The organism is Gordonia sp. w5E2, assembly GCF_036540975.1.
GTDB classification, from domain to species: domain Bacteria; phylum Actinomycetota; class Actinomycetes; order Mycobacteriales; family Mycobacteriaceae; genus Gordonia; species Gordonia jacobaea.
This window is the reverse complement of record NZ_CP144213.1, coordinates 1,914,204-1,935,032: the sequence shown is the minus strand read 5'-3', so window position 1 is coordinate 1,935,032 and position 20,829 is coordinate 1,914,204. Positions and strand designations below refer to the sequence as shown.

Annotated in this window: 22 protein-coding genes and 1 tRNA gene; 19 read left to right on the top strand and 4 right to left on the bottom strand. The window is 64.8% G+C overall.

Annotation, left to right across the window (positions count from 1 at the left end; all coding sequences use genetic code 11):
* Positions 1-306 precede the first annotated feature (306 nt).
* The 8 genes from RND64_RS08755 (at position 307) to RND64_RS08720 (ending at position 7,944) form a co-directional block, all read left to right on the top strand.
* On the top strand, positions 307-444 hold the full coding sequence (locus RND64_RS08755; RefSeq protein WP_160318061.1) for a hypothetical protein: 138 nt from the start codon (positions 307-309) through the stop codon (positions 442-444).
* A gap of 139 nt (positions 445-583) precedes the next feature.
* Positions 584-2,296 (top strand): ABC transporter ATP-binding protein, encoded by a 1,713-nt coding sequence (locus RND64_RS08750; RefSeq protein ID WP_049700880.1) that lies wholly within the window; start codon positions 584-586, stop codon positions 2,294-2,296.
* A 99-nt stretch (positions 2,297-2,395) separates the two neighbouring features.
* Complete coding sequence (locus RND64_RS08745) at positions 2,396-2,980, top strand: PadR family transcriptional regulator (RefSeq protein WP_049700881.1); 585 nt, start codon at positions 2,396-2,398, stop codon at positions 2,978-2,980.
* A 41-nt stretch (positions 2,981-3,021) separates the two neighbouring features.
* Positions 3,022-5,100, top strand: coding sequence for an NADPH-dependent 2,4-dienoyl-CoA reductase (locus RND64_RS08740; protein WP_049700882.1), 2,079 nt, complete (start codon positions 3,022-3,024; stop codon positions 5,098-5,100).
* A gap of 100 nt (positions 5,101-5,200) precedes the next feature.
* The gene (locus tag RND64_RS08735) at positions 5,201-5,710 is read left to right on the top strand and encodes a nitroreductase/quinone reductase family protein (protein ID WP_049700883.1); all 510 of its coding nucleotides are present in this window, start codon (positions 5,201-5,203) and stop codon (positions 5,708-5,710) included.
* 54 nt (positions 5,711-5,764) lie between these two features.
* On the top strand, positions 5,765-6,583 hold the full coding sequence (gene cmrA / locus RND64_RS08730; RefSeq protein WP_387316088.1) for a mycolate reductase: 819 nt from the start codon (positions 5,765-5,767) through the stop codon (positions 6,581-6,583).
* Between the two features lie 8 nt (positions 6,584-6,591).
* Positions 6,592-7,179 (top strand): peptide deformylase, encoded by a 588-nt coding sequence (gene def, locus RND64_RS08725; protein WP_049700884.1) that lies wholly within the window; start codon positions 6,592-6,594, stop codon positions 7,177-7,179.
* A 114-nt stretch (positions 7,180-7,293) separates the two neighbouring features.
* Complete coding sequence (locus RND64_RS08720) at positions 7,294-7,944, top strand: hypothetical protein (protein WP_049700885.1); 651 nt, start codon at positions 7,294-7,296, stop codon at positions 7,942-7,944.
* Between the two features lie 23 nt (positions 7,945-7,967).
* Here RND64_RS08720 and RND64_RS08715 read toward each other — a convergent pair whose 3' ends face one another.
* Positions 7,968-9,539: a helicase HerA-like domain-containing protein gene (locus RND64_RS08715; protein WP_049700946.1), complete on the bottom strand. Its 1,572-nt coding sequence runs from the start codon at positions 9,537-9,539 to the stop codon at positions 7,968-7,970.
* 112 nt (positions 9,540-9,651) lie between these two features.
* Here RND64_RS08715 and orn point away from each other — a divergent pair, with 112 nt between their 5' ends.
* From orn to RND64_RS08665, 10 genes are all read left to right on the top strand, one after another.
* Positions 9,652-10,251 carry an oligoribonuclease gene (gene orn / locus RND64_RS08710; RefSeq protein ID WP_049700886.1) on the top strand — a complete coding sequence of 200 codons (600 nt, stop codon included), beginning with the start codon at positions 9,652-9,654 and terminating at the stop codon, positions 10,249-10,251.
* 103 nt (positions 10,252-10,354) lie between these two features.
* Positions 10,355-10,430 (top strand) — tRNA-His (locus RND64_RS08705).
* A 181-nt stretch (positions 10,431-10,611) separates the two neighbouring features.
* Complete coding sequence (locus tag RND64_RS08700; RefSeq protein WP_049700887.1) at positions 10,612-11,229, top strand: TetR/AcrR family transcriptional regulator; 618 nt, start codon at positions 10,612-10,614, stop codon at positions 11,227-11,229.
* Positions 11,230-11,234: 5 nt separating this feature from the next.
* Entirely contained in the window at positions 11,235-12,401 is a 1,167-nt protein-coding gene (locus RND64_RS08695) for a sensor histidine kinase (RefSeq protein ID WP_049700888.1), read from the top strand.
* Positions 12,398-13,024 (top strand): response regulator transcription factor, encoded by a 627-nt coding sequence (locus RND64_RS08690; RefSeq protein WP_049700889.1) that lies wholly within the window; start codon positions 12,398-12,400, stop codon positions 13,022-13,024. Before RND64_RS08695 ends, RND64_RS08690 begins: the two co-directional genes overlap by 4 nt.
* A 100-nt stretch (positions 13,025-13,124) precedes the next feature.
* On the top strand, positions 13,125-13,727 hold the full coding sequence (locus RND64_RS08685; protein ID WP_049700890.1) for a hypothetical protein: 603 nt from the start codon (positions 13,125-13,127) through the stop codon (positions 13,725-13,727).
* A gap of 151 nt (positions 13,728-13,878) precedes the next feature.
* The gene (locus tag RND64_RS08680; protein ID WP_083444484.1) at positions 13,879-14,625 is read left to right on the top strand and encodes an alpha/beta fold hydrolase; all 747 of its coding nucleotides are present in this window, start codon (positions 13,879-13,881) and stop codon (positions 14,623-14,625) included.
* Positions 14,626-14,628: 3 nt separating this feature from the next.
* Positions 14,629-15,069: a winged helix-turn-helix transcriptional regulator gene (locus tag RND64_RS08675; RefSeq protein WP_270482445.1), complete on the top strand. Its 441-nt coding sequence runs from the start codon at positions 14,629-14,631 to the stop codon at positions 15,067-15,069.
* A gap of 132 nt (positions 15,070-15,201) precedes the next feature.
* Positions 15,202-16,380, top strand: coding sequence for a PE-PPE domain-containing protein (locus RND64_RS08670; RefSeq protein WP_053117548.1), 1,179 nt, complete (start codon positions 15,202-15,204; stop codon positions 16,378-16,380).
* 36 nt (positions 16,381-16,416) lie between these two features.
* Positions 16,417-16,578, top strand: a complete 162-nt coding sequence (locus RND64_RS08665; protein WP_197494508.1) for a hypothetical protein — start codon at positions 16,417-16,419, stop codon at positions 16,576-16,578.
* Positions 16,579-16,605: 27 nt separating this feature from the next.
* On the opposite strand, the gene RND64_RS08660 is transcribed toward RND64_RS08665, so the two are convergent.
* A complete protein-coding gene (locus RND64_RS08660) occupies positions 16,606-17,349 on the bottom strand; it encodes an SDR family oxidoreductase (protein WP_049700893.1) in 744 nt (247 codons plus the stop codon).
* 186 nt (positions 17,350-17,535) lie between these two features.
* Here RND64_RS08660 and RND64_RS08655 point away from each other — a divergent pair, with 186 nt between their 5' ends.
* Positions 17,536-18,372 carry a helix-turn-helix transcriptional regulator gene (locus tag RND64_RS08655; RefSeq protein ID WP_049700894.1) on the top strand — a complete coding sequence of 279 codons (837 nt, stop codon included), beginning with the start codon at positions 17,536-17,538 and terminating at the stop codon, positions 18,370-18,372.
* 18 nt (positions 18,373-18,390) lie between these two features.
* On the opposite strand, the gene RND64_RS08650 is transcribed toward RND64_RS08655, so the two are convergent.
* Both RND64_RS08650 and RND64_RS08645 read right to left on the bottom strand, forming a co-directional pair.
* Positions 18,391-19,533 (bottom strand): acyl-CoA dehydrogenase family protein, encoded by a 1,143-nt coding sequence (locus RND64_RS08650; RefSeq protein WP_049700948.1) that lies wholly within the window; start codon positions 19,531-19,533, stop codon positions 18,391-18,393.
* A 70-nt stretch (positions 19,534-19,603) separates the two neighbouring features.
* Entirely contained in the window at positions 19,604-20,809 is a 1,206-nt protein-coding gene (locus RND64_RS08645) for a L,D-transpeptidase (protein ID WP_049700895.1), read from the bottom strand.
* Between the last annotated feature and the right edge of the window lie 20 nt (positions 20,810-20,829).

Genomic DNA, 20,829 nt, shown 5'->3' with positions numbered 1-20,829 from the left:
TCCCGCGCTCGCTCCCTCCACCGTTGTCGCCGTCGCCCCTTCCGCTATCGCCACCGCCATCACGAGTTTCGTCGTTACGCACGAGAATCAGTCTGCGCGATCACGGAGCGCGACGCCGGGTTTACCGGCATACCGGGACCGGCGACCGCACCTAGCCGGGCACCGATCAGACCGGTAACCCACTGTCGGACAGCACCTTTGCGTTGACAGCCGCCTCCCAGCGTCGCCGCAGGGCGCGGTCAGCGAAGCTCCATAGTGTTCTCCTCGTCGGCAACGCCGCCGGCAGGAAGTCACGAAGGAGAACCCATGCCTATCAATAACGGGCCGCAGCAGAACAACAACGGCCCGCGACAGGCCCCTGCCCCGCAGCCGCCGCGTCGCCGTCGTCGGCAGCGCTTCTGGAATCCGCGCGCACACCGCTGGGACTGGCGCTGGGTCTACTGACCTTCCGGCCCTACGGGAGCCGACACGGACGTCCGACGCCGCCAGGCGTGCCACCGACGCCCGCGTCGGCTCCTGTTCTCATGCCCGCTGACTCCCGTGCCCGCCGATTCCCATGCCTACCGATACAGAAGGACGTTCGATGAACGCGCGACAAGCTTTTCGACGCTTCTCTCCCGCAGTACGTGGCGAGGCCAGACGATTCGCACTCGCGGGAACTCTGCTCGGCATCGCCGCGGCATGCGAGGTGGTTGCCGTCTTCGTGCTCGCAGACGTCATCGACGGCGCGCTCGACTCCAACAGCGTCACGACGTTCGCGCGCCTTGCGCTCATCTGGCTCCTCATCACTGCAATCTCCTGCGGCGGAGACTATTTCGGCCAGGTCGTGTCCGTCGGCATCTCCGAGCGGGTGGTGCTGCGGCTGCGTGACCAGCTCTTCGACCATGTGCAACGCCTTCATCCTGTGCAGCACCGACGGCTGGGTCTTGGCAACCTCGTCACCCGACACACCGGCGATCTCGAAGCAGTCGAGTACCTGATCGGGACGGGCGTGATGCAGTTCGTGATCGCGCTGGCCCACACCATCGGGCTGGTCGTCGCGGCGCTCATCATGAGCTGGCAGGTCGCGCTCGTCGCTCTGGCTGCGGTCCCGGCGCTATGGGGTCTCTCGGCGTTCTTCGCGCGTCGGCAGGAACGCGTCACCCGCGACGAACGCGGCGCCAACAGCGACATCGCCGACTCCGTCGAAACCGCACTCCTCGGCCACGAGACGGCCGTCGCCTACAACCAGCAGGGACGTGAACACGCTCGACTCCACCGGCACGGAGTCACCTGGATGAGCGCCCGCCTGGCGCAGACGCGCGTCGAGGCCGGACTCGGCGGCATCTTGAGCTTCGGGCAGGTCGTGGTCACGCTGGCCATCGCGATCGTGGGCGTCTGGCAGGTCCGTCAGGGCCAGCTCAGCGTCGGCGGCCTACTCGCCCTCACCGGCTACCTCGGGATGCTCTATCCCAAGATGCAGGAGCTCGCCGACATCCGGATCGCCATCGCATCGGCGGTGATCAGCGCCGAGCGAGTTGCCGAAGTCCTCGACATCGCACCCGTCGAACGCGTCGAAACCCCCACGGCCCGCACGTCGGTCCGAACTCCACTACGTCCGACGACTCCGGTCGGTATCGCACTGCGCGACGTCACACTCGCGCGCGAACACCAGACGGTCCTCGATGCCGTGGACCTCGACCTCGCGCCGGGCACCATCACCGCACTGATCGGACCGAGCGGCGTCGGAAAGTCGACGCTGGCGTCGCTGCTGTGCCGATTCGAACATCCCGACTCCGGGAACCTGAGCATCGGCGACGTCGACTACGACGACCTGACAGGCGCTTGGATTCGCGATCACATCACGCTGCTTCCGCAGCAGCCGATCATCAAGGGCGCCAACATCTCCGACAACATCGCCTACGGGCGGCCGGACGCGACGCGAGAAGAGATCATCGCCGCCGCGGTCGCCGCCGACGCCGACGAGTTCATCCGCAGGCTTCCCGACGGCTACGACGCCCGGCTCGACGACGGCGGCCTCACGCTCTCCGGTGGTCAACGGCAACGTATCGCGATCGCCCGTGCGATGCTCCGCAATACCCCCGCGCTCATCCTCGACGAACCGACGTCAGGTCTCGACGCCGCGACCACGAGCCGGATCCTCGACCCCCTCCGGCGGCTCGCCGACGGCCGCACCACGCTGCTCATCACGCACGACACTCGGGTCACCGCGATCGCCGACCGCATCGTCGAACTCCGCGACGGGCATCTCTACGACCTGACGCGGTGGATGGAACCCGAGAACACACCCGCGTGACGCGATAGTGCACGTACGGGGAAACCGCCTGCTCGATATGCAACAGGCACCCTATGCACACTATTGCATAGTGCGTAGGTGCATTGGTACGGTCGAGTCGTGGCACTCGAACACGCGATCATGGTGTCGCTCTCCGAACGCCCGGGCACCGGCTACGAGATCGGCAGGCAATTCGACCGGTCGATCGGCTACTTCTGGTCGGCGACGCACCAGCAGATCTATCGCACACTGGGCAAGCTCCACGCCGAGGGCATGGTGAGCTTCGAACCCGTCGCCCAGGAGGGCAGACCGGACAAGAAGGTCTACACACTCTCCGACGCGGGCCGTCAGGCACTGCGCGAGTGGGTTTCGTCGCCGACACCCATGCAACAACTCCGCGACGACCTCGGACTCAAGATCCGAGCAGCAGAGCACGCCGACCTCACCGACGTCATCGACGAACTCCGCAGGCACCGCGCCGAACACCTTGCGCGACTGCACCTTTACCAGTCGTTCGAGAAGGACGACTACCCCGATCCGCAGGCACTGACCGGCCGTCGCCTCCATCAGTACCTGGTACTCCGCGGCGGCGTACGCATCGAAGAAGGCTTTGTCGGTTGGTGCGACGAAGTCATCACCGCGCTCGACACCGAGCAGCGTCGAACAGCCACCGCGTCGACGCCATCCGTCGGCAACGAGTCCTGACCACCAACCCACCCCATCCCCGACGACCCAGGAGAACGCAGATGTCAGCCCCATCCGCGAATACCAGCTCGAGCCAACCGAATCCGTACTATCCGCGTCTGTTCGAGCCCCTCACCGTCGGTGGGATGACGTTGCGCAATCGCATCGTCATGGGGTCGATGCACACCGGCCTCGAAGACCGCGTGTGGGACACCGACAAGCTGGGCGCGTACTACGCCGAGCGCGCCCGCGGCGGTGCGGGCCTGATCATCACGGGCGGCTTCGCGGTCAGTCGCACCGGCCAGCTCCTGCCTTTCGCGGGCAAGATGACCAACGTGCTCGACGCCAAACGGCACCAGCGCGTCACCCGCGCGGTCCACGATGCGGGCGGCAAGATTGCCATGCAACTCCTCCAGGCAGGCCGCTACGGCTACACGCCGCTGAAAGTTGCTCCGGGAAGCGAGAATTCGCCCATCCACCCGTTCAAGAACCTGCCGATGCCCGAGACCGTCATCCGGCACGTGATCCGCTCGTACGGTCAGGCCGCGAAGCTGGCGCGTCAGGCCGGGTACGACGCCGTCGAGATCATGGGCGGCGAGGGCTACCTGGTCAACCAGTTCCTGTGCCCGCACACCAACGACCGCACCGACAAGTGGGGCGGCTCCACCGAGAACCGGCAACGGTTTCTCGTGGAGGTGATCACCGAGATCCGACGCCGCGTCCCCCGCGACTTCCCGGTCATCCTTCGGCAGTCGATCGCCGACTTCGTCAAGGGTGGACAGACCTGGGACGAGATCGCCCTCATGGCGCGCAAAGCCGAGGCGCTCGGCGTCGACGCCATCAACACCGACATCGGATGGCACGAAGCCGGAGTGCCGACCATCGTCACCTCGGTGCCGCGCGCGGCGTTCGTCAAGTTCACCGAACGACTCCGCGACGAGGTCTCGATCCCGCTCATCGCGAGCAACCGCATCAACACCCCGGAGGTGGCGGAGGAGATACTCGCCCGCGGCCGCGTCGACGCGGTGTCGATGGCTCGCCCGCTCCTGTCAGACCCCGAGTTCCCGGTGAAGGCCATGACCGGTCGCGCCGACGAGATCAACACCTGCATCGGCTGCAACCAGGCGTGCCTCGATCACGCGTTCGTCGGGAAGAAGGTGTCGTGCCTGCTCAATCCGCGTGCCGGACGTGAGACCACGCTGACCCTCGGCGCGACACGTCGGGCACGCAAGGTCGCGGTCATCGGCGCCGGACCGGCCGGACTGTCGGCCGCGGTGACCGCCGCACAACGCGGACACCGGGTCGAGCTCTTCGAGGCCGGCCCGACGATCGGCGGCCAATTCTCCATCGCCGCAAGGATTCCCGGTAAAGAGGAGTTCGCCGAGACGCTGCGCTACTACACCCGGCAGCTCGAGCTCAACAACGTCCGCGTCCATCTCGAACAGCGCGTCGACGCCGAGCACATCATCGCCGAGGGCTTCGACGAGGTGATCGTCGCCACCGGCGTCACCCCACGCATCCCCGACATCCCCGGTGTCGATCACCCGATGGTCATGTCGTACGCCGAGGCAGTCCTCGGCCACCGCGAGATCGGCAAGCGTGTCGCGGTGATCGGCGCGGGCGGCATCGGTTTCGACATCACCGAATTCCTCACCGTCGACGACTCACCCTCCCTCAACCTCAAGGAGTGGGAACAGGAATGGGGAGTCAGCGAAGACCTCGACGTTCCCGGCTTCCTCACCACGCCCCGACCGCTTCCCGCGACCCGCGAGGTCTTCCTGGTGCAGCGCAAGCGCGGCAAGCAGGGCAAGACACTCGGCAAGACCACCGGGTGGGTGCACCGGGCGAGTGTGAAAATGAAAGGCGTCGAACAGATCTCGGGTGCAACCTACGACAAGATCGACGACGCCGGACTCCACCTGAGTTTTCACGACGACGACGGCTCGGTCCGTGAGACGCGCCTCCTCGAGGTCGACAACGTGGTCATCTGCGCGGGACAGGAGTCCGTCCGCGACCTCGTCGACCCGCTGACCGTGGCGGGCATCCGAACGCATGTCATCGGTGGCGCCGACCTGGCCGCCGAGCTCGACGCCAAGCGCGCGATCCGTCAGGGCACGGAGGTCGCAGCGGGTATCGAGTAAACCGCTACCAATCGATCGACACCCAGACCGATTCGACGTACGCGCGGCCGCAAAACTGACAAGCTGTGTGGGTCGCACGTCCGTCGATCGAAGGAGTGGCATGGCGTCTCCGTTTGCCGAGCGTCGCTGGGGCTCGACGTCTAGTCCGCTGCGCGGCCCCATGACCGCTCTCGCGAAGACGAGCGTCGGCTCGTGGGTGGTGCGTCGATCGGCCGGTGTCGACCGGCGTGTCCTGCATGCCTCGAAGGGTCGGTTCACGGTGCTGGGACCGATCGGGGCTCCGACGCTGCTGTTGACGACCACCGGCGCAAAGTCTGGACTGTCGCGAACATCGCCGCTGCTCTACGCCCGCGACGGCGACGACATCTTCGTCGTCGGGTCCAATTTCGGCCAGGAACGCCATCCCGCCTGGACGGCCAATCTCCTCGCCAACCCCGCCTGCACGGTCAACACGGCAGGCGTCGAGGTCGACGCCGTCGCGACGCTTCTCGACGGCCCCGAGCGCGAACGGATCTACCGCCTCTTCGAGAGCGACGTCACCGACGTGTACTCGGTCTACCGCGATCGCACCGATCGCGAGATCAGGGTGTTCCGGCTCTCGGCGAGCTGACCGGCGCACAGCCACGCGACCAGTTCGCGATCGAGCCACTCCGGCGGCGCTACCATGACCGCCATGCCCATTGCGTCTCCTGTCGTGTCCGCGCGTGCCGTCGTCACCGGCGCGTCCTCCGGAATCGGAATGGAACTCGCCCGCGAACTCGCCCGTCGTGGACACTCGTTGATCGTCGTGGCGCGTCGCGGAGACATCCTCGAAGAGCTCGCAGTCGAGCTGCGCACGCAACACGACGTGCAGGTCGAGGTGCGACCGAGCGACCTGTCGGATCCGACTGCCGTCGAGATCCTCTCCGCAGAACTCGCCCAGCGTGAGGTCTCGGTACTCTGCAACAACGCGGGCATCGCCACCTTCGGTCCGGTCGCCGAGCTCGACGCCGACTACGAGCGCGCCCAGGTCCGGCTCAACGTCAACGCCGTGCATGACCTGACCCTCGCGGTGCTCCCCCAGATGGTTGCTCGCGGCTCGGGCGGCATCCTCATGGTCGGCTCGGCAGCTGGCAACATGCCGATCCCCAACAACGCCACCTACGCGGCGTCGAAAGCCTTCGTGAACACCTTCAGCGAGTCGCTGCGTGGCGAGGTCGGCGGTTCGGGTGTCCACGTCACCCTGCTCGCGCCAGGACCTGTCCGTACTCAGACACCGGACCCCGAGGACGCGTCGATCGTCGACAAGATGGTGCCGGGCTTTCTGTGGCACGACAGCGCGGAGGTCGCCAAGATGAGCCTGGATGCCCTGGAGCACAACAAGATGCGCGTTGTGCCCGGAACGCTGTCGAAGGCAATGTCGGTCGCGGGCGGATACAGTCCGCGAGCGCTCGTCGCTCCCATCGTCGGCACGTTCTACAAGCGACTCGGGCCAGAGTCCTAGGAACCCCGATGCCACTCGAAGAATTGCTCCGCATCGGTACGACGCGCCCGATCGTGCGGTGGGGCGACCCTGTCCTGCATACGCCTGCCCGTCCGGTGACAGACTTCGACGACGAGCTGCAGCATCTGATCGCCGACATGTTCGCCACCAATACCGCGGCACCGGGTGCGGGTCTTGCCGCGGCCCAGATCAGCGTCGACCTCGCGGTATTCGTGTACGACTGCGGCGACGAGACAGGCAGGCGACGTACGGGCGTGATCTGCAATCCCGAGCTCGAACTCCCTGAGGGCCGCGACAGGGAACTCGCGACGCTGGGCGAGGGATGTCTCTCGCTGCCGGGTGCCCATGAGGATCTCGCCCGTCCGAAGGTCGCGACGTGTCGAGGCGTCGACCAATTCGGCCAACCGGTCACCGTGACAGCGGGCGGGATACTCGGCCGCTGTCTACAGCACGAGACCGACCACACGCGCGGCATGGTGTTCGGCGATCGCCTGACCGCCAAGGCTCGCAAACGACTCTTCCGCGATGCCGGTGAGGTTACCGATCGGTATCCCGACGACTGGCCCGTGTCGCCGATGGTGTCCGGCTCGCGATGACCGGCTCTGCCTTCAGCGGGACAATTCAGGATTCTGATAGTTAGCCAAATCACACAGTGCTAGTTTCTGAGAACTTACTCACAGGTAGGTGCTGGCTCGTTCTCAGGAGGTCTCATGCGTCGCTTCACCCGTCTACGTCGGACAGTCATCACGGCCGCAACGCTATCCGCAACTGCCGCAGCCGTTTTCGCCACTTCCGTACACGCGGAGGCGGCCCCTTCGCTCTACATCAACCACAAGCACACCACGGTGACCACTCACCTCAAGAATCTCGGCGTCGACGTGGTCTTCACAACCACAGAGCGGACGAAAGCCGAGTCGATGCCACCGTTCGCGCTGGAATCCAAGATCGAGCCGGCACAGACACGTGCCGCATGGAGACTGGCCGACCTACGCATCGCGACGCTGCAGATCAAGATGATCCCCGACGGACCAGCGACCGGAAACGCCACGCCGACGGGCCAGGGACCGATGGACGTCAAGGTCACTCAGAAGCTCGACATTCAGATCCAGCGGATCGAACCTCTCGGCATCAAGGAGTTCAATCTCGTCGGGGCTCCGTGTACGACGAGCACCCCTGCTGAACTGGAGTTGACCGGCCAGATCCCCTTCTCCGAGGACGAGGGCACCGACTTCTTCGCGCCCCTCACCCTCAAGGGCGATCTGACCATCCCACCGCTGGCAGGCTGCGGCGCGCTCACGCCGCTGCTCAATCCCATCGCGTCCGGCCCGGGCAATGCGGTGACGGTCGAACTGAAGGAGTGACGCTCAGGCGGTGCCGGGCGTCCTCAGCGTCGACGACGCCCGGTACCGAAGATGGCTCGGCTGAACTCGCGGCCGGCCTGGCTGGCAGCGTTACGTAAGAAGCTCTGCATCGGCTGGCTCGTCAGGATTTCGGTGATCATGCCTGGCTCTTCGGGCGCGGGAGCAGGCACAGGTGCCGGCGTCGGCGCTGGTGCCTGTGCGGGCGGAGTCGGTGCCGGGGCGTCGGGTGACTCGCCCGGCGAGAGCATCTTCGCGGCGAGCTTCTCGTATGCCGACTCGTTGTCGACCGCCGTGCCGTAGGTCTGATAGAGCGGGCTCGCCTTCGCCGCTGCCGTGATCTCTTCTGCCGCAACAGCTTCCATCGACGACCGGGGCGCACGAATGACCGTCCAGGCGACCGGCGTCGGCGCACCCTTCTCCGACAGCACGGTCACGATCGCCTCGCCGGTCCCCAGAGACGTCAGTGCCTGATCGAGCTTGTAGACGTCCGATACCGGATAGGTCTTGACCGTCTTGCTGAGTGCCTTCTGATCGTCGGGGGTGAATGCGCGCAGCGCGTGCTGGACTCGCGCGCCCAATTGGGACAGCACGTCGTTGGGAATGTCGGTCGGCAACTGCGAACAGAAGAACACACCGACACCCTTGGACCGGATCAACTTGACCGTCTGCACCACCTGGCCGATAAAGGCTTTCGACGCGCCGTTGAACAGCAGATGCGACTCGTCGAAGATGAAGACGAGCTTGGGCTTGTCGACGTCGCCCACCTCGGGCAGGAACTCGAACAGGTCGGCCAGGATCCACATGAGGAACGTGGAGAACAGCACCGGGTTGGCGGCTTGGTCTCCCAGCTCGAACAGTGTGATGATGCCGCGGCCATCCGGCGCGAGCCGCAGCAGGTCCTTCGGATTGAGCTCGGGCTCACCGAAGAACGTATCGCCGCCTGCCGCTTCGAGATTCGTCAGTGCACGCAGAATGACTCCTGCGGTCTGCGTGGAGACGCCGCCGATCGCCTTGAGTTCTGGCTTACCCTCGTCGCTGGTCAGGTAGGCGATCACCGACCGGATGTCTTTGAGGTCGAGCAGGGCCAGCCCGTTCTTGTCGGCCCAGTGGAAGATCAGGCCCAGCGTCGATTCCTGAGTTTCGTTGAGTCCCAACACCTTGCTGAGCAGAATCGGCCCGAAGGCAGTGATGGTCGCGCGTATCGGCACCCCGATCCCCTGCGATCCGAGTGACACGAACTCGACCGGGTACGCCGTCGGCGACCAGTCGTCGCCGGTCTGTGACGCCCGTGAGGTGATCCTGTCGTTGGACACCCCCGGTCGGCTCAGCCCCGACAGGTCGCCCTTGATGTCGGCCATCACAACCGGAACGCCGTTGGCCGACAACTGTTCTGCGATGAGCTGCAAGGTTTTTGTCTTACCCGTGCCCGTCGCCCCGGCCACCAACCCGTGACGGTTCATCATCGCCAGCGGGATACGAACCTTGGCTGTCGGATCGACCTGGCCGTCGACCGATACCGTGCCGAGTTCAAGCGCAGTCGAATCGAACTGGTAGCCCTGCGCGATCGTCTGGGCGGCCTGGGTGGGATCGGTCACGAACATGTCCTTCCGGCGGTTGATTGACTGAGCACGACACCGGTCCAAGCACTGGCAGTCGGTGCACTACAGCAAACAATAGCCGTGGAACGCCGCCCGCTAAGGTTGATGCGTGCAGGACAAACTGGTGTGGATCGATTGCGAAATGACCGGCCTCGATCTCGAGAAGGACAAACTGATCGAGATCGCCGCCCTCGTCACCGATAGTGAGCTCAATATTCTGGGCGACGGCGTCGACGTGGTCATCCACGCCGACGACGCCGACCTCGAGTCAATGCCCGACGTCGTGACCAAAATGCACGCCGACTCGGGGCTGACCGAAGAAGTCCGACGCTCGACCATCACAGTCCCGGAGGCCGAGGCGATGGTCCTCGACTACATCCGCGCGCACGTGACGACCGCGGGCGCAGTCCCCCTCGCAGGCAACTCCATCGCGACCGATCGGGGCTTCATCGCTCGGGACATGCCGGAACTCGACGCCTACCTGCACTACCGCATGGTCGACGTCAGCTCGATCAAAGAACTCACTCGACGCTGGTACCCGCGCATCTACTTCAATCAGCCCGAGAAGGGCCTCGCGCACCGTGCCCTCGCCGACATCCGCGAGTCCATCCGCGAACTCCGGTATTACCGCGCTGCGGCCTTCGTCCCCGACCCAGGCCCCGACGTCGATACCCTCGCGACGATCGTCAAAGACCTCGGACCGGCCTGAACGCACAGGTCAGTCAACCGATTGGAGTTCGGAGCGTCCGAACCGCTAGAGTATGACCTTGGCTCTGGGACCCAGTGTTCTTCCTGGGTTTCCGATGCCGATGGTGAGCGTAGTTCAGTTGGTAGAGCACCAGGTTGTGATCCTGGCTGTCGCGGGTTCGAGTCCCGTCGCTCACCCCAAAAGAACGAGGTTCAGACCTGCGACAGGGAAATCCCTGTCCGGGTTTGGACCTCGTTTTTCGTTTCTGCGACTTCGGCGGATCTCGGCGCCAGCCGTGCCAGAGACCAAATCAAGCACCCGTGTACGAGTATCCGGCTATGCTAACCCGTATCTCCCCGTACGAGATAGGAGTTGGTCTACATGAGCGCGACGGACCACACCGGTGCTGCGACGAGCAGGGAAGGCCGTCCCAGCAACCAACGCGCCGATGCCCAACGCAACCGCGGCGCGATCTTAATGGCCACTCCCATCGCTCTCCGTAAGAATCCCGACGCTTCCATCGCAGACATCGCAGCCGAAGCCGGTGTCGGCCGGATGACCCTCTATGGGCACTTCAAGACCCGCGCGGAGCTCATCGAGGCGGCCGTGGTCGAGAGTCTGAAGCGAGGCGACGACGTTCTCTCCGAAGTGCCGCTCGACGACGATCCCGCCGAGGCCCTCGGCCGCCTCGTCGAATCCAGTTGGACACTCGTCGATCAGGCCCGTGGTCTCCTCGCCGCCGCCCAGAAGGAACTGCCTGCTGCTCGAATCCGCGAGCTGCACGAGACGGTTGAAGCACGCATGCGCAACCTGCTGGAAAGAGGGCAGCGAGAAGGCAGGTTCCGGGATGACCTGCCGGTGAGCTGGCTGCTGACCACCACCCACGTCGTCATCAACGCCGCCGCCGATGAGATCACCGCCGGCAGGCTTGATCCCTCGGACGCGGCTCGTTTCATCAATGCCATCCTTCAACCCGCATTTGCCCCACCAGCGGACTGACGATCATGTCCCGACTCGTCGACGTCCTGCCGCCGTGGCGAAGTCCGCGCTGGATCGTCCTCGGCTTCTTGATGACCAGTTTCGGGTGGGCCCCGATGATGGCGATGTCGTCCACCGCGCCCCCGACGGCACCGCTCGCCGTGGCATACGGCGCTGGACTCATCCTGTACGGGTTCGCTCTGTTGACCGTTCTGCGCAACGCGGTCGAACCCGCACCCGTGCTCGCCGCAGGTATTCAGAAGACGACGCTGCTGATCATCGTCTGCTCAGCGCTGTGGACGCCGACTCACCTGTGGACGGAGTCGGGTGAAACGCCCTGGGTATGGCTCGCCGGCTTCGCCATCGCCGCCTGTGCGCTGCTCACCTGGCACTGTGGCGTGATCGCGGCGGTGATACTCGGCGGCGCCGCAGCACTCGGCGGCGAAATCTTCGACGGGTCGCCGATCCCGAGCCTTCTCACAACTCTCGGCTGCGCCCTGGCCGCGTGGGCGACATGTCATGTCCTGGTCTGGATTCACCGCCTGTGGCTGGCAGCTCAAGATGGTCGGGAGGCCCACACCGAACTCGCAGCCGCACAGGAGCGGTTACGCGTGGGCCGCGAGTTGCACGACGTGCTCGGGCGGCGTCTGACAGTCATCGCGCTCAAGGCCGAGCTCGCAGCCGATCTCGCCCGGCAAGATCCCGACCGAGCAGCTGCGGAAAGCGAGAGCATCCGTGAACTCGCGAACGGAACGCTTCACGAAGCACGACGCGCGATCCATGGAGAATCCGCCATCGATCTCCCGACTCAACTTCGGTCCGCACGGCTCGTGCTCGACTCAGCCGGAATCGACACGACGATCGACGTCGAGAAGCCAGACCTCATACCGCCACCCGTCACCAACCTTCTGGCGATGGTCGTTCGCGAGGCCGTCACAAATCTGTTGCGCCACAGCGACGCTCGTACCGCGTCGATTCTGATTTCCGCGACGACCTCCATGGTGACCATGCGGATAGTCAACGATGGGGCCGGAGGAAAGACTTCACAGACGAGCACGGGCGGCGGAACCGGCCTCGCGGCGCTGTCGGCGCGATGCGCAGTCATGGGCGCGAGTCTGGTCGCAGGTCCCATCGGAGAGAACCGCTTCGAGCTGAGCCTGGTATCGCCCCGCGACAGCGGGAATGCGCCGTGAACGAGTCAATCCGAGTCCTCCTCGCCGAGGACGATGAGCTGATCCGGGAGGCGTTGGTTGGTCTACTCGAGCGGGAGACCGACCTGCGCGTGGTCGCCACCGCACGCGATGGCAGGGAGGCGGTCGAACGTGCTGTGCTCCATACGCCCGAAGTCGCCGTTGTCGATCTACAGATGCCGAAACTGGATGGCCTCGAGGTCATCGGAGAACTGCAGCGGGTACTCCCGCAGTGCGCCGGGGTGATACTCACCGGCCACGGGCACCCCAATGCTCTGCGTACCGCCCTTGCCTCCGGCGCACGAGGCTTCCTCGCCAAGGGAGCGCCCGCCACCGCCCTCGCGGATGTCGTCAGGCGAGTCCACTCGGGGCAACGCTACGTCGACCCGGTACTCGCCGCAGACGCGTTGACCATGCGACCGTCACCGCTGACGGCACGTGAGACCCAGGTCCTCGCGGCCGCGCAAGAAGACCGCGCCGTCCGCGATGTCGCCCGAGAACTTTTTCTCTCCACCGGCACCGTGCGGAACCATCTCGCGACCATCAATCGAAAACTCGGCGTCGACAATCGATCCGGCGCCTACCGAATAGCCCGCGAGAACGGGTGGGTGGATTTTGCGCCGTGAGCGCGAACACGATTCGGCTGTGCCGCCCCGGGAATTCCGCGGAAAATTCGTGACCGATTCACGGGTTGGCCGGGCACGAGCCGGGCCGAGACTTTCGAGTATGAACACACAAACTCATCTCGAGAATCACAGCCACCACAACGCAGGCCAGAACGGGAGCATAGGGCGCCATGTCCTGGGGCGCTGGCCCTCACTCCTCGGTCTGGCCGCTCTGCTTTTCAACGTCACTAACGGAGCAGACTCCCATGTGACCGCGATGATCATCGTCATCGCCTCCATGTGCTACCTGGCCGCGAGTGCCATCGGCCGTCAACACAGCGGCTGGGTCGTGGTCGCGGTGGCAAGCATCGCCGTCGTCCTCGCACGCCTCACCGGACTCGACCCCACCGCGACCCTGCTCGTCATGGGCGCCGGTTTCGCCGCCTTCGGCTTCCTCCGCGGCCGCAACATCGACCGCCGTGAACTCACGGCACAAACCCTGGCGTTCGGAGGATTCAGCGCAATCGCGCTCACCGCCATGGTGGTGAATCCCGTCGCCGCCCTGTATTTGGCCGCACTCGGCGCCATCGGGCACGCGGGCTGGGACGTGATCTACTTCGTCCGAAACAAGGTTGTGCCGCGTTCTCTTGCCGAGGCCTGCTTCATGCTCGACCTCGGCCTCGGCGTCGCGCTGCTTCTGATCGCCTGGCTCGGCCCCTTCTGACCGGCCCCACCGGGATGCCCACACCTGACTGCCCTATGCGTGGAACCTTCGCCGCTATCGAACCCCTCGCCAACTGGTTGTGTTTCGCGACCAGTTGCCATAGCCTTTAACTGATCGCGAAACACGAGCAGTTTAGAGAAAGGTGTCAACGATGAGCAGTCAACCCACCGTGATCTTGGTGCCAGGCGCATGGACGGGAGCCTGGGTGTGGGAGCCAACAGCAAACGAGTTGTGCCGCAGAGGAATTGAAGCCGAGGCGGTGACCCTTCGCGGTCTCGAGACCAACCTGCCCCGAGCAGCCATCGCCGCTGTCCATCTCGAAGACCACGTCGATCAGGTCGTCGCGCTTGTCACTCGTCGCACGAATCCCGTTGTGCTCGTCGGCCATTCATATTCGTCAATGGTCACCGCTCAGGTTGCCGACCGTGTGGGCGCCCAGGTCGTCGGACTCGTTCACTTCGGAGGCTTCATGCCCGAGGATGGACGTTCCCTGCTCGACGGCTGGGGACACTCTCCGTCGGCACGCGAGGACGAGCGCCGGGCAATCGTCGATGCGGGAGATGTATGGTTGCCACCCGAGCCACACATGCTCGAACACGAACGGGACCTCACGAATGCCGACCGGACGTTACTTGCCGAGCGATTCACGCTGCACCCAGGTCACACCGTCACCGACCCCGCGCGGCTGCATACCGCCAGTTCGGATCAGCCCACGACATACTTCACCCTGTCGCCTGAGGACATCTCGACCGCAAGCCGCGCGACGGACCCGGGTGTCCCGAAGGCATGGCGGGTCGAGCATCTCGTGAGCGGACACTGGCCCATGCTGTCGAGGCCCGACGACGTCGTCGACCTCATCGCCCGTGAAGTGGTCCGCTACGGAGAAGGACAGGAGTGAAGCATGGCCACGACAGATCGTTCCCGTTGCCCGATCAACCTCGCTGTCGAGATTCTGGGAGACCGCTGGACCTTACTTGTGCTGCGCGACATCATCTTTGCCGACCGTAGGCACTTCCGAGAACTTCTCCGCGGCTCAGAAGAGCACATCACCAGCAGCATCCTGGCCGACCGGCTCGACCGACTCACGACGGCTGGAATTCTCACCCGCGAGGACGATCCCACGCACCGACAGAAGGCCCGGTACACGCTGACGGACAAGGGCATCGACCTCGTCCCGGTCGTCGCCACCGTGGCGCAGTGGGGTGCGGCTCACTGCCCGGCCGATCCGGACAAGGTCGACGTGGTCGCTGAACTCGCATACGAGCCTCCGACGGCGTGGACGCATCTCATGGACGCCCTGCGCTCCGAGCACTCACCCAGCGCCCCCATGGACTCGATGTAATCTCCGCGCTCTGGTGGCGCGTTGCGCTTTGGCGTTCTAAAGTCTCGATCCAGGAAGATCGGCCCACCTCGTCGGCCGTTTCCGCTCAGCGATGCGGCATCGGGCGCGTCGCACAACGAATCGAGAGCGCGCATGCGACATCGGCTGGCGGCAACGGCAATTCTGAGCGCGACGATAGCGGCTGTCGCGACAGCGCCGAACGGTTCTGCCGCGACTGTTCTGACCGTCGCAGGCAATCAGCTGGTGGTCAGTACCCCGATGAGCCAGGAACTACGCGGAGACCTCTGCCGATCTCCGAACGTGTGTAAGGCCGTCGAATACCCGTCCGCGTCGATCGGTTCGGTGGCGCTCCAGCAGGGAGCCGTCAACCTGCAGAAGGCGATCGCCTCGACGTCGGGCAAGAAGATCGTGATGGCCTACTCGCAGGCCGGATACATCGTCACGATGTGGGTGGCCGCGCACGCGCACGACGCGGATGCTCCCAGTCGCGACGATCTCACGTTCATAGTGTTCGGAAATCCGCAACGTGCGATCGGCGGATTTTCACGGGCGACCGGTGGCGCCTCGACTCCCAGTAAGACCGGGTATCGGGTCATCGATGTGAGTCGCGAGTACGACCTGGAGTCCGACTTCCCCACCAATCCGTTCAACGCACTGGCCGTCGCAAACGCATTCGCGGGCTATCTGCTGGTCCACACCGACTACACCGGCGTCGACATCAACGATCCCCGCAACCTGGTGAAGACGGTCGACGACACAACCTACGTGCTCGTGCCGACCGACAATCTCCCCCTCCTCCAACCCCTGCGCATGCTGGGCTTGAACGCTCTGGCAGACCAGCTCAATCCCGCGCTCAAGAAGATCGTCGACGCCGGGTACGACCGGAGCGGATTCACTCCGCAGACCACACCGGTGTTTCCACTACCCGAGGGATCGCCCACCTCGTCGTCGAGGAGCAGCAACTCTGTCACCGTCTCGAGCAAGCTCGCGACGTCGCAGCGCCCGACGGCGCTTCTGACGGCGCCGGCCCCACTCGCCGCGACCGCCCCGACCACCTACTCCCTCGCAACGACGCCGACGACGCAACCCGCGACGACCAGCACCTCGAAATCCGTTTCCGACGCGCCTTCGCAGACAACGCAAGTCACGCAATCTGAGTCCGCGAGCGCGGTCGGCAACAACGAAGCGGCCCCTGCGGCGACGCCTCACACGACCTCGGTGCCCGACGCAACCGCAGAGCCCGATGCCTCAGCCAAGGACACCTCGCACACGGCAGCTGAGACCGCGGGAGCGGTGGGCGCAGCGTCGTAGCGCGGTGTTTACTTTCATGCTCTACGATCTGCACCCGTGCTGGAAGATCTGAACAAGGCCGCGAAGAAGTCGGGGCTCCACGTTGCGCCGGGCAAGAAAAAGGACACGTACTCAGTGCGAAAGTCCAAGAGCGGCAAGCTCATAGCCAAGAACATCGACGCCGACGAGGTAAAGAAGATCATCAAAGATCGCAAGTGACCTCGACCAACCCGGGTGCGGCCCTCATCAACCGAGGTGGGCCAGCATCGTCACAAGTTGGTCGTGCTCACCCGACACCTCGGAGAACCGCAGCGGCTTGACCCGCTCGACCAGTATCTCGCGCTCCGAGGTGGGCAGCAGTTTCATCACCTCGGTGAGGAACTCGTCGAGCGGCATGGCCCACTCGGCGTCGGCCTGTCCGGGCATGAGGTCTGTCTGCACGGCCGGCGGGACCAGTTCGAGGACAGCGATACCCTTGTCCGCCAATTGAATCCGAAGGCTCTCCGATAGCGAGTGGATGGCCGCCTTCGTGGCGCTGTACGTGGGGGTGCCGACCATCGGCGTGAACGCCAGACCCGACGACACCGTGATGAAGGTCGCCCCGTCCTTACCGGCCAGCGAATCGGTGAAGGCCGCGACCAGACGTAGCGGTCCCAGAATGTTTGTGTCGACCTCCAGAGCCGCGGTCTCCAGAAAGTCGGGAGTCGTGAGGTCCTCGGCCCGCATGATCCCCGACATCGCGACGACCACGTTCAGTTCCGGGAAACGTCGAGTCACCTCAGCGGCCGCGCGAGTGACGTCGTCGGTGTCGGTGGTGTCGATGCGGACCGCCTCGATCCCGGGGTGCTCGGCGACGATCTGGTCGAGAAGTTCCTTACGACGCCCGCCGATGAGGACCGTGTTGCCCGCCTCCTTCAGCCTCAGCGCGAGACCGAGTCCAATGCCCGACGTCGCGCCCGCGATGAAAATGGTGTTGCCGCTTGTCTTCATGTCGTCTCCTCGTTGCCGTGTGGTCCGGCCGTGCGCCGTTCCTCGGTTCTGACTCCGAGTTCACTCCTCTCGTACGACGCCGACAAGGCACCCGATATCCGGGGACCGACAATCCCTGGTTCACCTCCGTCCGATCGGTCACCCTGGAGAGATGACTGACAAGCCGATGCCCTCGAAGCGAGCAAGGTGAGCACCGTCGATCGAGCGGGCCTCGCCGAGTTCCTCCGTCGGCGCCGGGAGTCGTTGCAACCCGCCGACGTCGGCCTCGGCGTCGGACAACGCCGCAGGACACAGGGGCTCAGGCGCGAGGAGGTCGCGGCGCTCGCAGGAATGTCGGTCGATTACTACACGCGACTCGAACAGCAACGTGGGCCGCAGCCGTCGGACCAGATGGTCACGGCCATTGCGCGGGCACTGCACCTGTCACTCGCCGAACGCGACCACCTGTTCCGGTTGGCAGGACACAACGCGCCCGACCACCTCAGCCGGGATGATCACATCTCCCCCGGGATGCTGCGCATCATCGACCGCCTCACCGACACTCCGGCCATGGTCGTCAACAGTGCCGGTGAGACTCTCGTACAGACCCCGCTGGCTGCCGCGCTCGTCGGTGACGACAGTGTCTTCACCGGGTTGAGCCGATCGATTGCCTATCGATGGTTCACCGACGCTGACACCCGTGCGCGTTTTCTCCCCGAGGATCACGCCCTGCATGCGCGGGCGCACACGGCCAGACTGCGGGAGGCGGTCACGCGGCTCGGACCACACTCGCGTGCAGCAGAAGTCGCCGACGCACTACTCGCCGAGAGCACCGAGTTCGCAGAGCTGTGGCACCGGCACGATGTCGGCGTCACGCTGACCGACACCGACAAGCGAATCGTGCACGGTTCACTCGGCGTCATCGAGGTGCAGTGCCAGATGCTGTTCGATCCGAGCACCGCTCAAGCACTATTGGTTTACACCGCGGTGCCGGGCTCGTCCGATTACGAGAAACTGGCGATGCTCGCGGCGTTCGCCGACTGAACCGCCAACCTCTCGGCCTCAGAGGCTGCGCGAGATGATCTCCTTCATGATCTCGTTGGTGCCCGCGTAGATCTTCTGCACCCGCTGATCGGCCCACATGCGCGCGATCGGGTATTCGTTCATGTACCCGTAGCCACCGAAGAGTTGCAGACATTCGTCGGCCACCGCCATCGCCCGCTCACTGGTCCACCACTTGGCCATCGCGACAGTAGGGATGTCGAGCTTGCCGTCGAGGTGCTTGATGATGCAATCGTCGGTGAACACGCGGGCGATGCGCGCCTCGGTGGCGACCTCTGCGAGCTTGAACTTGGTGTTCTGGAAACCGAAGATGGGTCGGCCGAATGCGGTGCGGTCCTTGGTGTAGGCCAGCGTGTGCTCGAGCGCGACCTCCATCCCGGCGGTCGACGCGACGGCGATGATCAGACGCTCCTGCGGGAGCTGATGCATGAGCTGAATGAAGCCCTGACCCTCTTCGGTGCCGAGCAGGTTCGACGTCGGCACGCGAACACCGTCGAAAAAGAGCTCCGAGGTGTCCTGTCCGCGCTGCCCGACCTTGTCGAGCACACGACCACGCCTGAACCCGGGACGATCGGCCTCGACGAGGACGAGCGAGATTCCCTTGGCACCCTCACTCACGTCGGTCTTGGCGACGACGATGATGAGGTCAGCCTGGCCGCCATTGGTGATGAAGGTCTTCGAGCCGTCGATGACGTACTCGTCACCCTCGCGGATCGCCTTGGTCTTCACGGCCTGCAGGTCCGATCCGGTACCCGGCTCGGTCATCGCGATGGCCCCGACGACCTCGCCCGACGCCATCTTCGGGAGCCAGGTGCGCTTCTGCTCCTCCGACCCGTAGGCGAGGAGGTAGTGGGCGATGATCCCGTTGTGAAGGCTCGCGCCCCACGACGAGTCCGCGATGCGCGCCTGCTCCTCGATCAGCACCGCCTCGTGGGCGAACGTTCCGCCGCCTCCGCCGTACTCCTCGGGAATCGACATGCACAGCAGGCCGAGGTCACCCGCCTTGTTCCACAGCTCACGGTCGACGTGATGCTGCTCGATGAACTTCTCGATATTCGGCTTGATCTCCTTCTCGCAGAAACTGCGAGCAAGATCGCGCACCGCTGTCAGGTCGTCGGTTTCCCACGGGGAGCGCTCGGCCATGCTGTACACCTCGATCGTCGGCAAACAATGTCACCGCCGATCGTAACAGTGGCCGGTGTCACAGTACTTGCTAGGCGTTGCCCTTTGACCAAACGGCCCACGGAACGTTCCAGTCGCCGAGCCCGTCGGTACCCGAGAGCGTCCCGCCTGCGGTGTTCTTGACCACCACCGGGTCGCCGCGCAGCGTGTTCTGCATGACCCAGAGCGCGTCGTCGGGACTGAGGTTGAGGCACCCGTGGCTCGTGTTGGTATTGCCCTGCGCCCACACCGACCACGGCGCGGAGTGGAAGAAGATGCCGCTGTAAGACATCCGTGTCGCGTAGTCGACCGGAGTGCGGTAGCCGTCTGCGGAACCGACGGGGACGCCGTAGGTCGAGGAGTCCATGATGATGTGGTCGTGCTTGTCTGACACGAGGTACACACCGTTATCCGTTTCGGTACCCGGCTTGCCCATCGATGTCGGCATGCTGCGGATGTCCTTGCCGTCGCGATTGAAGACAACCTGCTTGGTGCGGTCGTCGGCGGTCACGACCATCGAACGCCCGACGGTGAAGTTCGACTTGAGGTTCTCCTGACCGAAGAGGCCATCACCCAGGTCGATGCCGTAGGTGTTCACCGCGACCGAGACCTTCGTTCCCGGCTTCCAATACTCTTTCGGCCGCCAGCGGACCTCGGTATCGCTGATCCAGTAGAAGGCACCCTCGACCTGAGGGTTGGTGGTGATTGTGATCGCGCGCTGGGCGGCCTTGCGATCAGGGATGGGTTCGTCGAACTTCACGGCGACCGGTTGGCCGACACCGACGGTCTCACCGTTCGACGGGGTCAGGTACGCCTGTGTCAGATTGGCAGGCGCTCGTGTGGTGAACGAGACACGCTTGGTGCTCGTGCCGCCGATGCCCTTGGCGTCGGCCTGCACGGTGTAGTTGCGCGCGTAGCCGAGGGGCTCGGCACTCGTCCATCGCGTCGCGTCCTCACTGAGGCTTCCGCGCAACGGCGTGCCGTCGGCCTTGTCGATGCGCACGTTGGTCAGGGCGCCCTCGCTGGCCTGAACGGTGATCGGCGCGCCGGGCTGAATGCCGACCGCCTGATCGATCAGAGGCCGGTCGGCCCACTCGGTGATCTCGACGCCGGGCATGAGGAGATCGCCGAAAAGTGCTGAACTCTGCACGTTCTCGGAGTATTTCGCCGTCTGCGAGCAGGAGCTCAGCAGCGCAGCCACGGCAACCACCATTCCAACGATCAACAACCCGCGTCGCTGGATACGACCGCTCCCCATGTGACTCCTGCCCGATGTTC

What these genes read in the sequence shown, in the direction of transcription:
- RND64_RS08755 (WP_160318061.1), top strand. Translation starts at nt 307, where the DNA reads ATGCCTATCAATAACGGGCCGCAGCAGAACAACAACGGCCCGCGACAG.
- RND64_RS08750 (WP_049700880.1), top strand. Translation starts at nt 584, where the DNA reads ATGAACGCGCGACAAGCTTTTCGACGCTTCTCTCCCGCAGTACGTGGC.
- RND64_RS08740 (WP_049700882.1), top strand. Translation starts at nt 3,022, where the DNA reads ATGTCAGCCCCATCCGCGAATACCAGCTCGAGCCAACCGAATCCGTAC.
- RND64_RS08735 (WP_049700883.1), top strand. Translation starts at nt 5,201, where the DNA reads ATGGCGTCTCCGTTTGCCGAGCGTCGCTGGGGCTCGACGTCTAGTCCG.
- cmrA (WP_387316088.1), top strand. Translation starts at nt 5,765, where the DNA reads ATGACCGCCATGCCCATTGCGTCTCCTGTCGTGTCCGCGCGTGCCGTC.
- def (WP_049700884.1), top strand. Translation starts at nt 6,592, where the DNA reads ATGCCACTCGAAGAATTGCTCCGCATCGGTACGACGCGCCCGATCGTG.
- RND64_RS08720 (WP_049700885.1), top strand. Translation starts at nt 7,294, where the DNA reads ATGCGTCGCTTCACCCGTCTACGTCGGACAGTCATCACGGCCGCAACG.
- RND64_RS08700 (WP_049700887.1), top strand. Translation starts at nt 10,612, where the DNA reads ATGAGCGCGACGGACCACACCGGTGCTGCGACGAGCAGGGAAGGCCGT.
- RND64_RS08695 (WP_049700888.1), top strand. Translation starts at nt 11,235, where the DNA reads ATGTCCCGACTCGTCGACGTCCTGCCGCCGTGGCGAAGTCCGCGCTGG.
- RND64_RS08685 (WP_049700890.1), top strand. Translation starts at nt 13,125, where the DNA reads ATGAACACACAAACTCATCTCGAGAATCACAGCCACCACAACGCAGGC.
- RND64_RS08680 (WP_083444484.1), top strand. Translation starts at nt 13,879, where the DNA reads ATGAGCAGTCAACCCACCGTGATCTTGGTGCCAGGCGCATGGACGGGA.
- RND64_RS08675 (WP_270482445.1), top strand. Translation starts at nt 14,629, where the DNA reads ATGGCCACGACAGATCGTTCCCGTTGCCCGATCAACCTCGCTGTCGAG.
- RND64_RS08670 (WP_053117548.1), top strand. Translation starts at nt 15,202, where the DNA reads ATGCGACATCGGCTGGCGGCAACGGCAATTCTGAGCGCGACGATAGCG.
- RND64_RS08660 (WP_049700893.1), bottom strand. Translation starts at nt 17,349, where the DNA reads ATGAAGACAAGCGGCAACACCATTTTCATCGCGGGCGCGACGTCGGGC.
- RND64_RS08650 (WP_049700948.1), bottom strand. Translation starts at nt 19,533, where the DNA reads ATGGCCGAGCGCTCCCCGTGGGAAACCGACGACCTGACAGCGGTGCGC.
- RND64_RS08645 (WP_049700895.1), bottom strand. Translation starts at nt 20,809, where the DNA reads ATGGGGAGCGGTCGTATCCAGCGACGCGGGTTGTTGATCGTTGGAATG.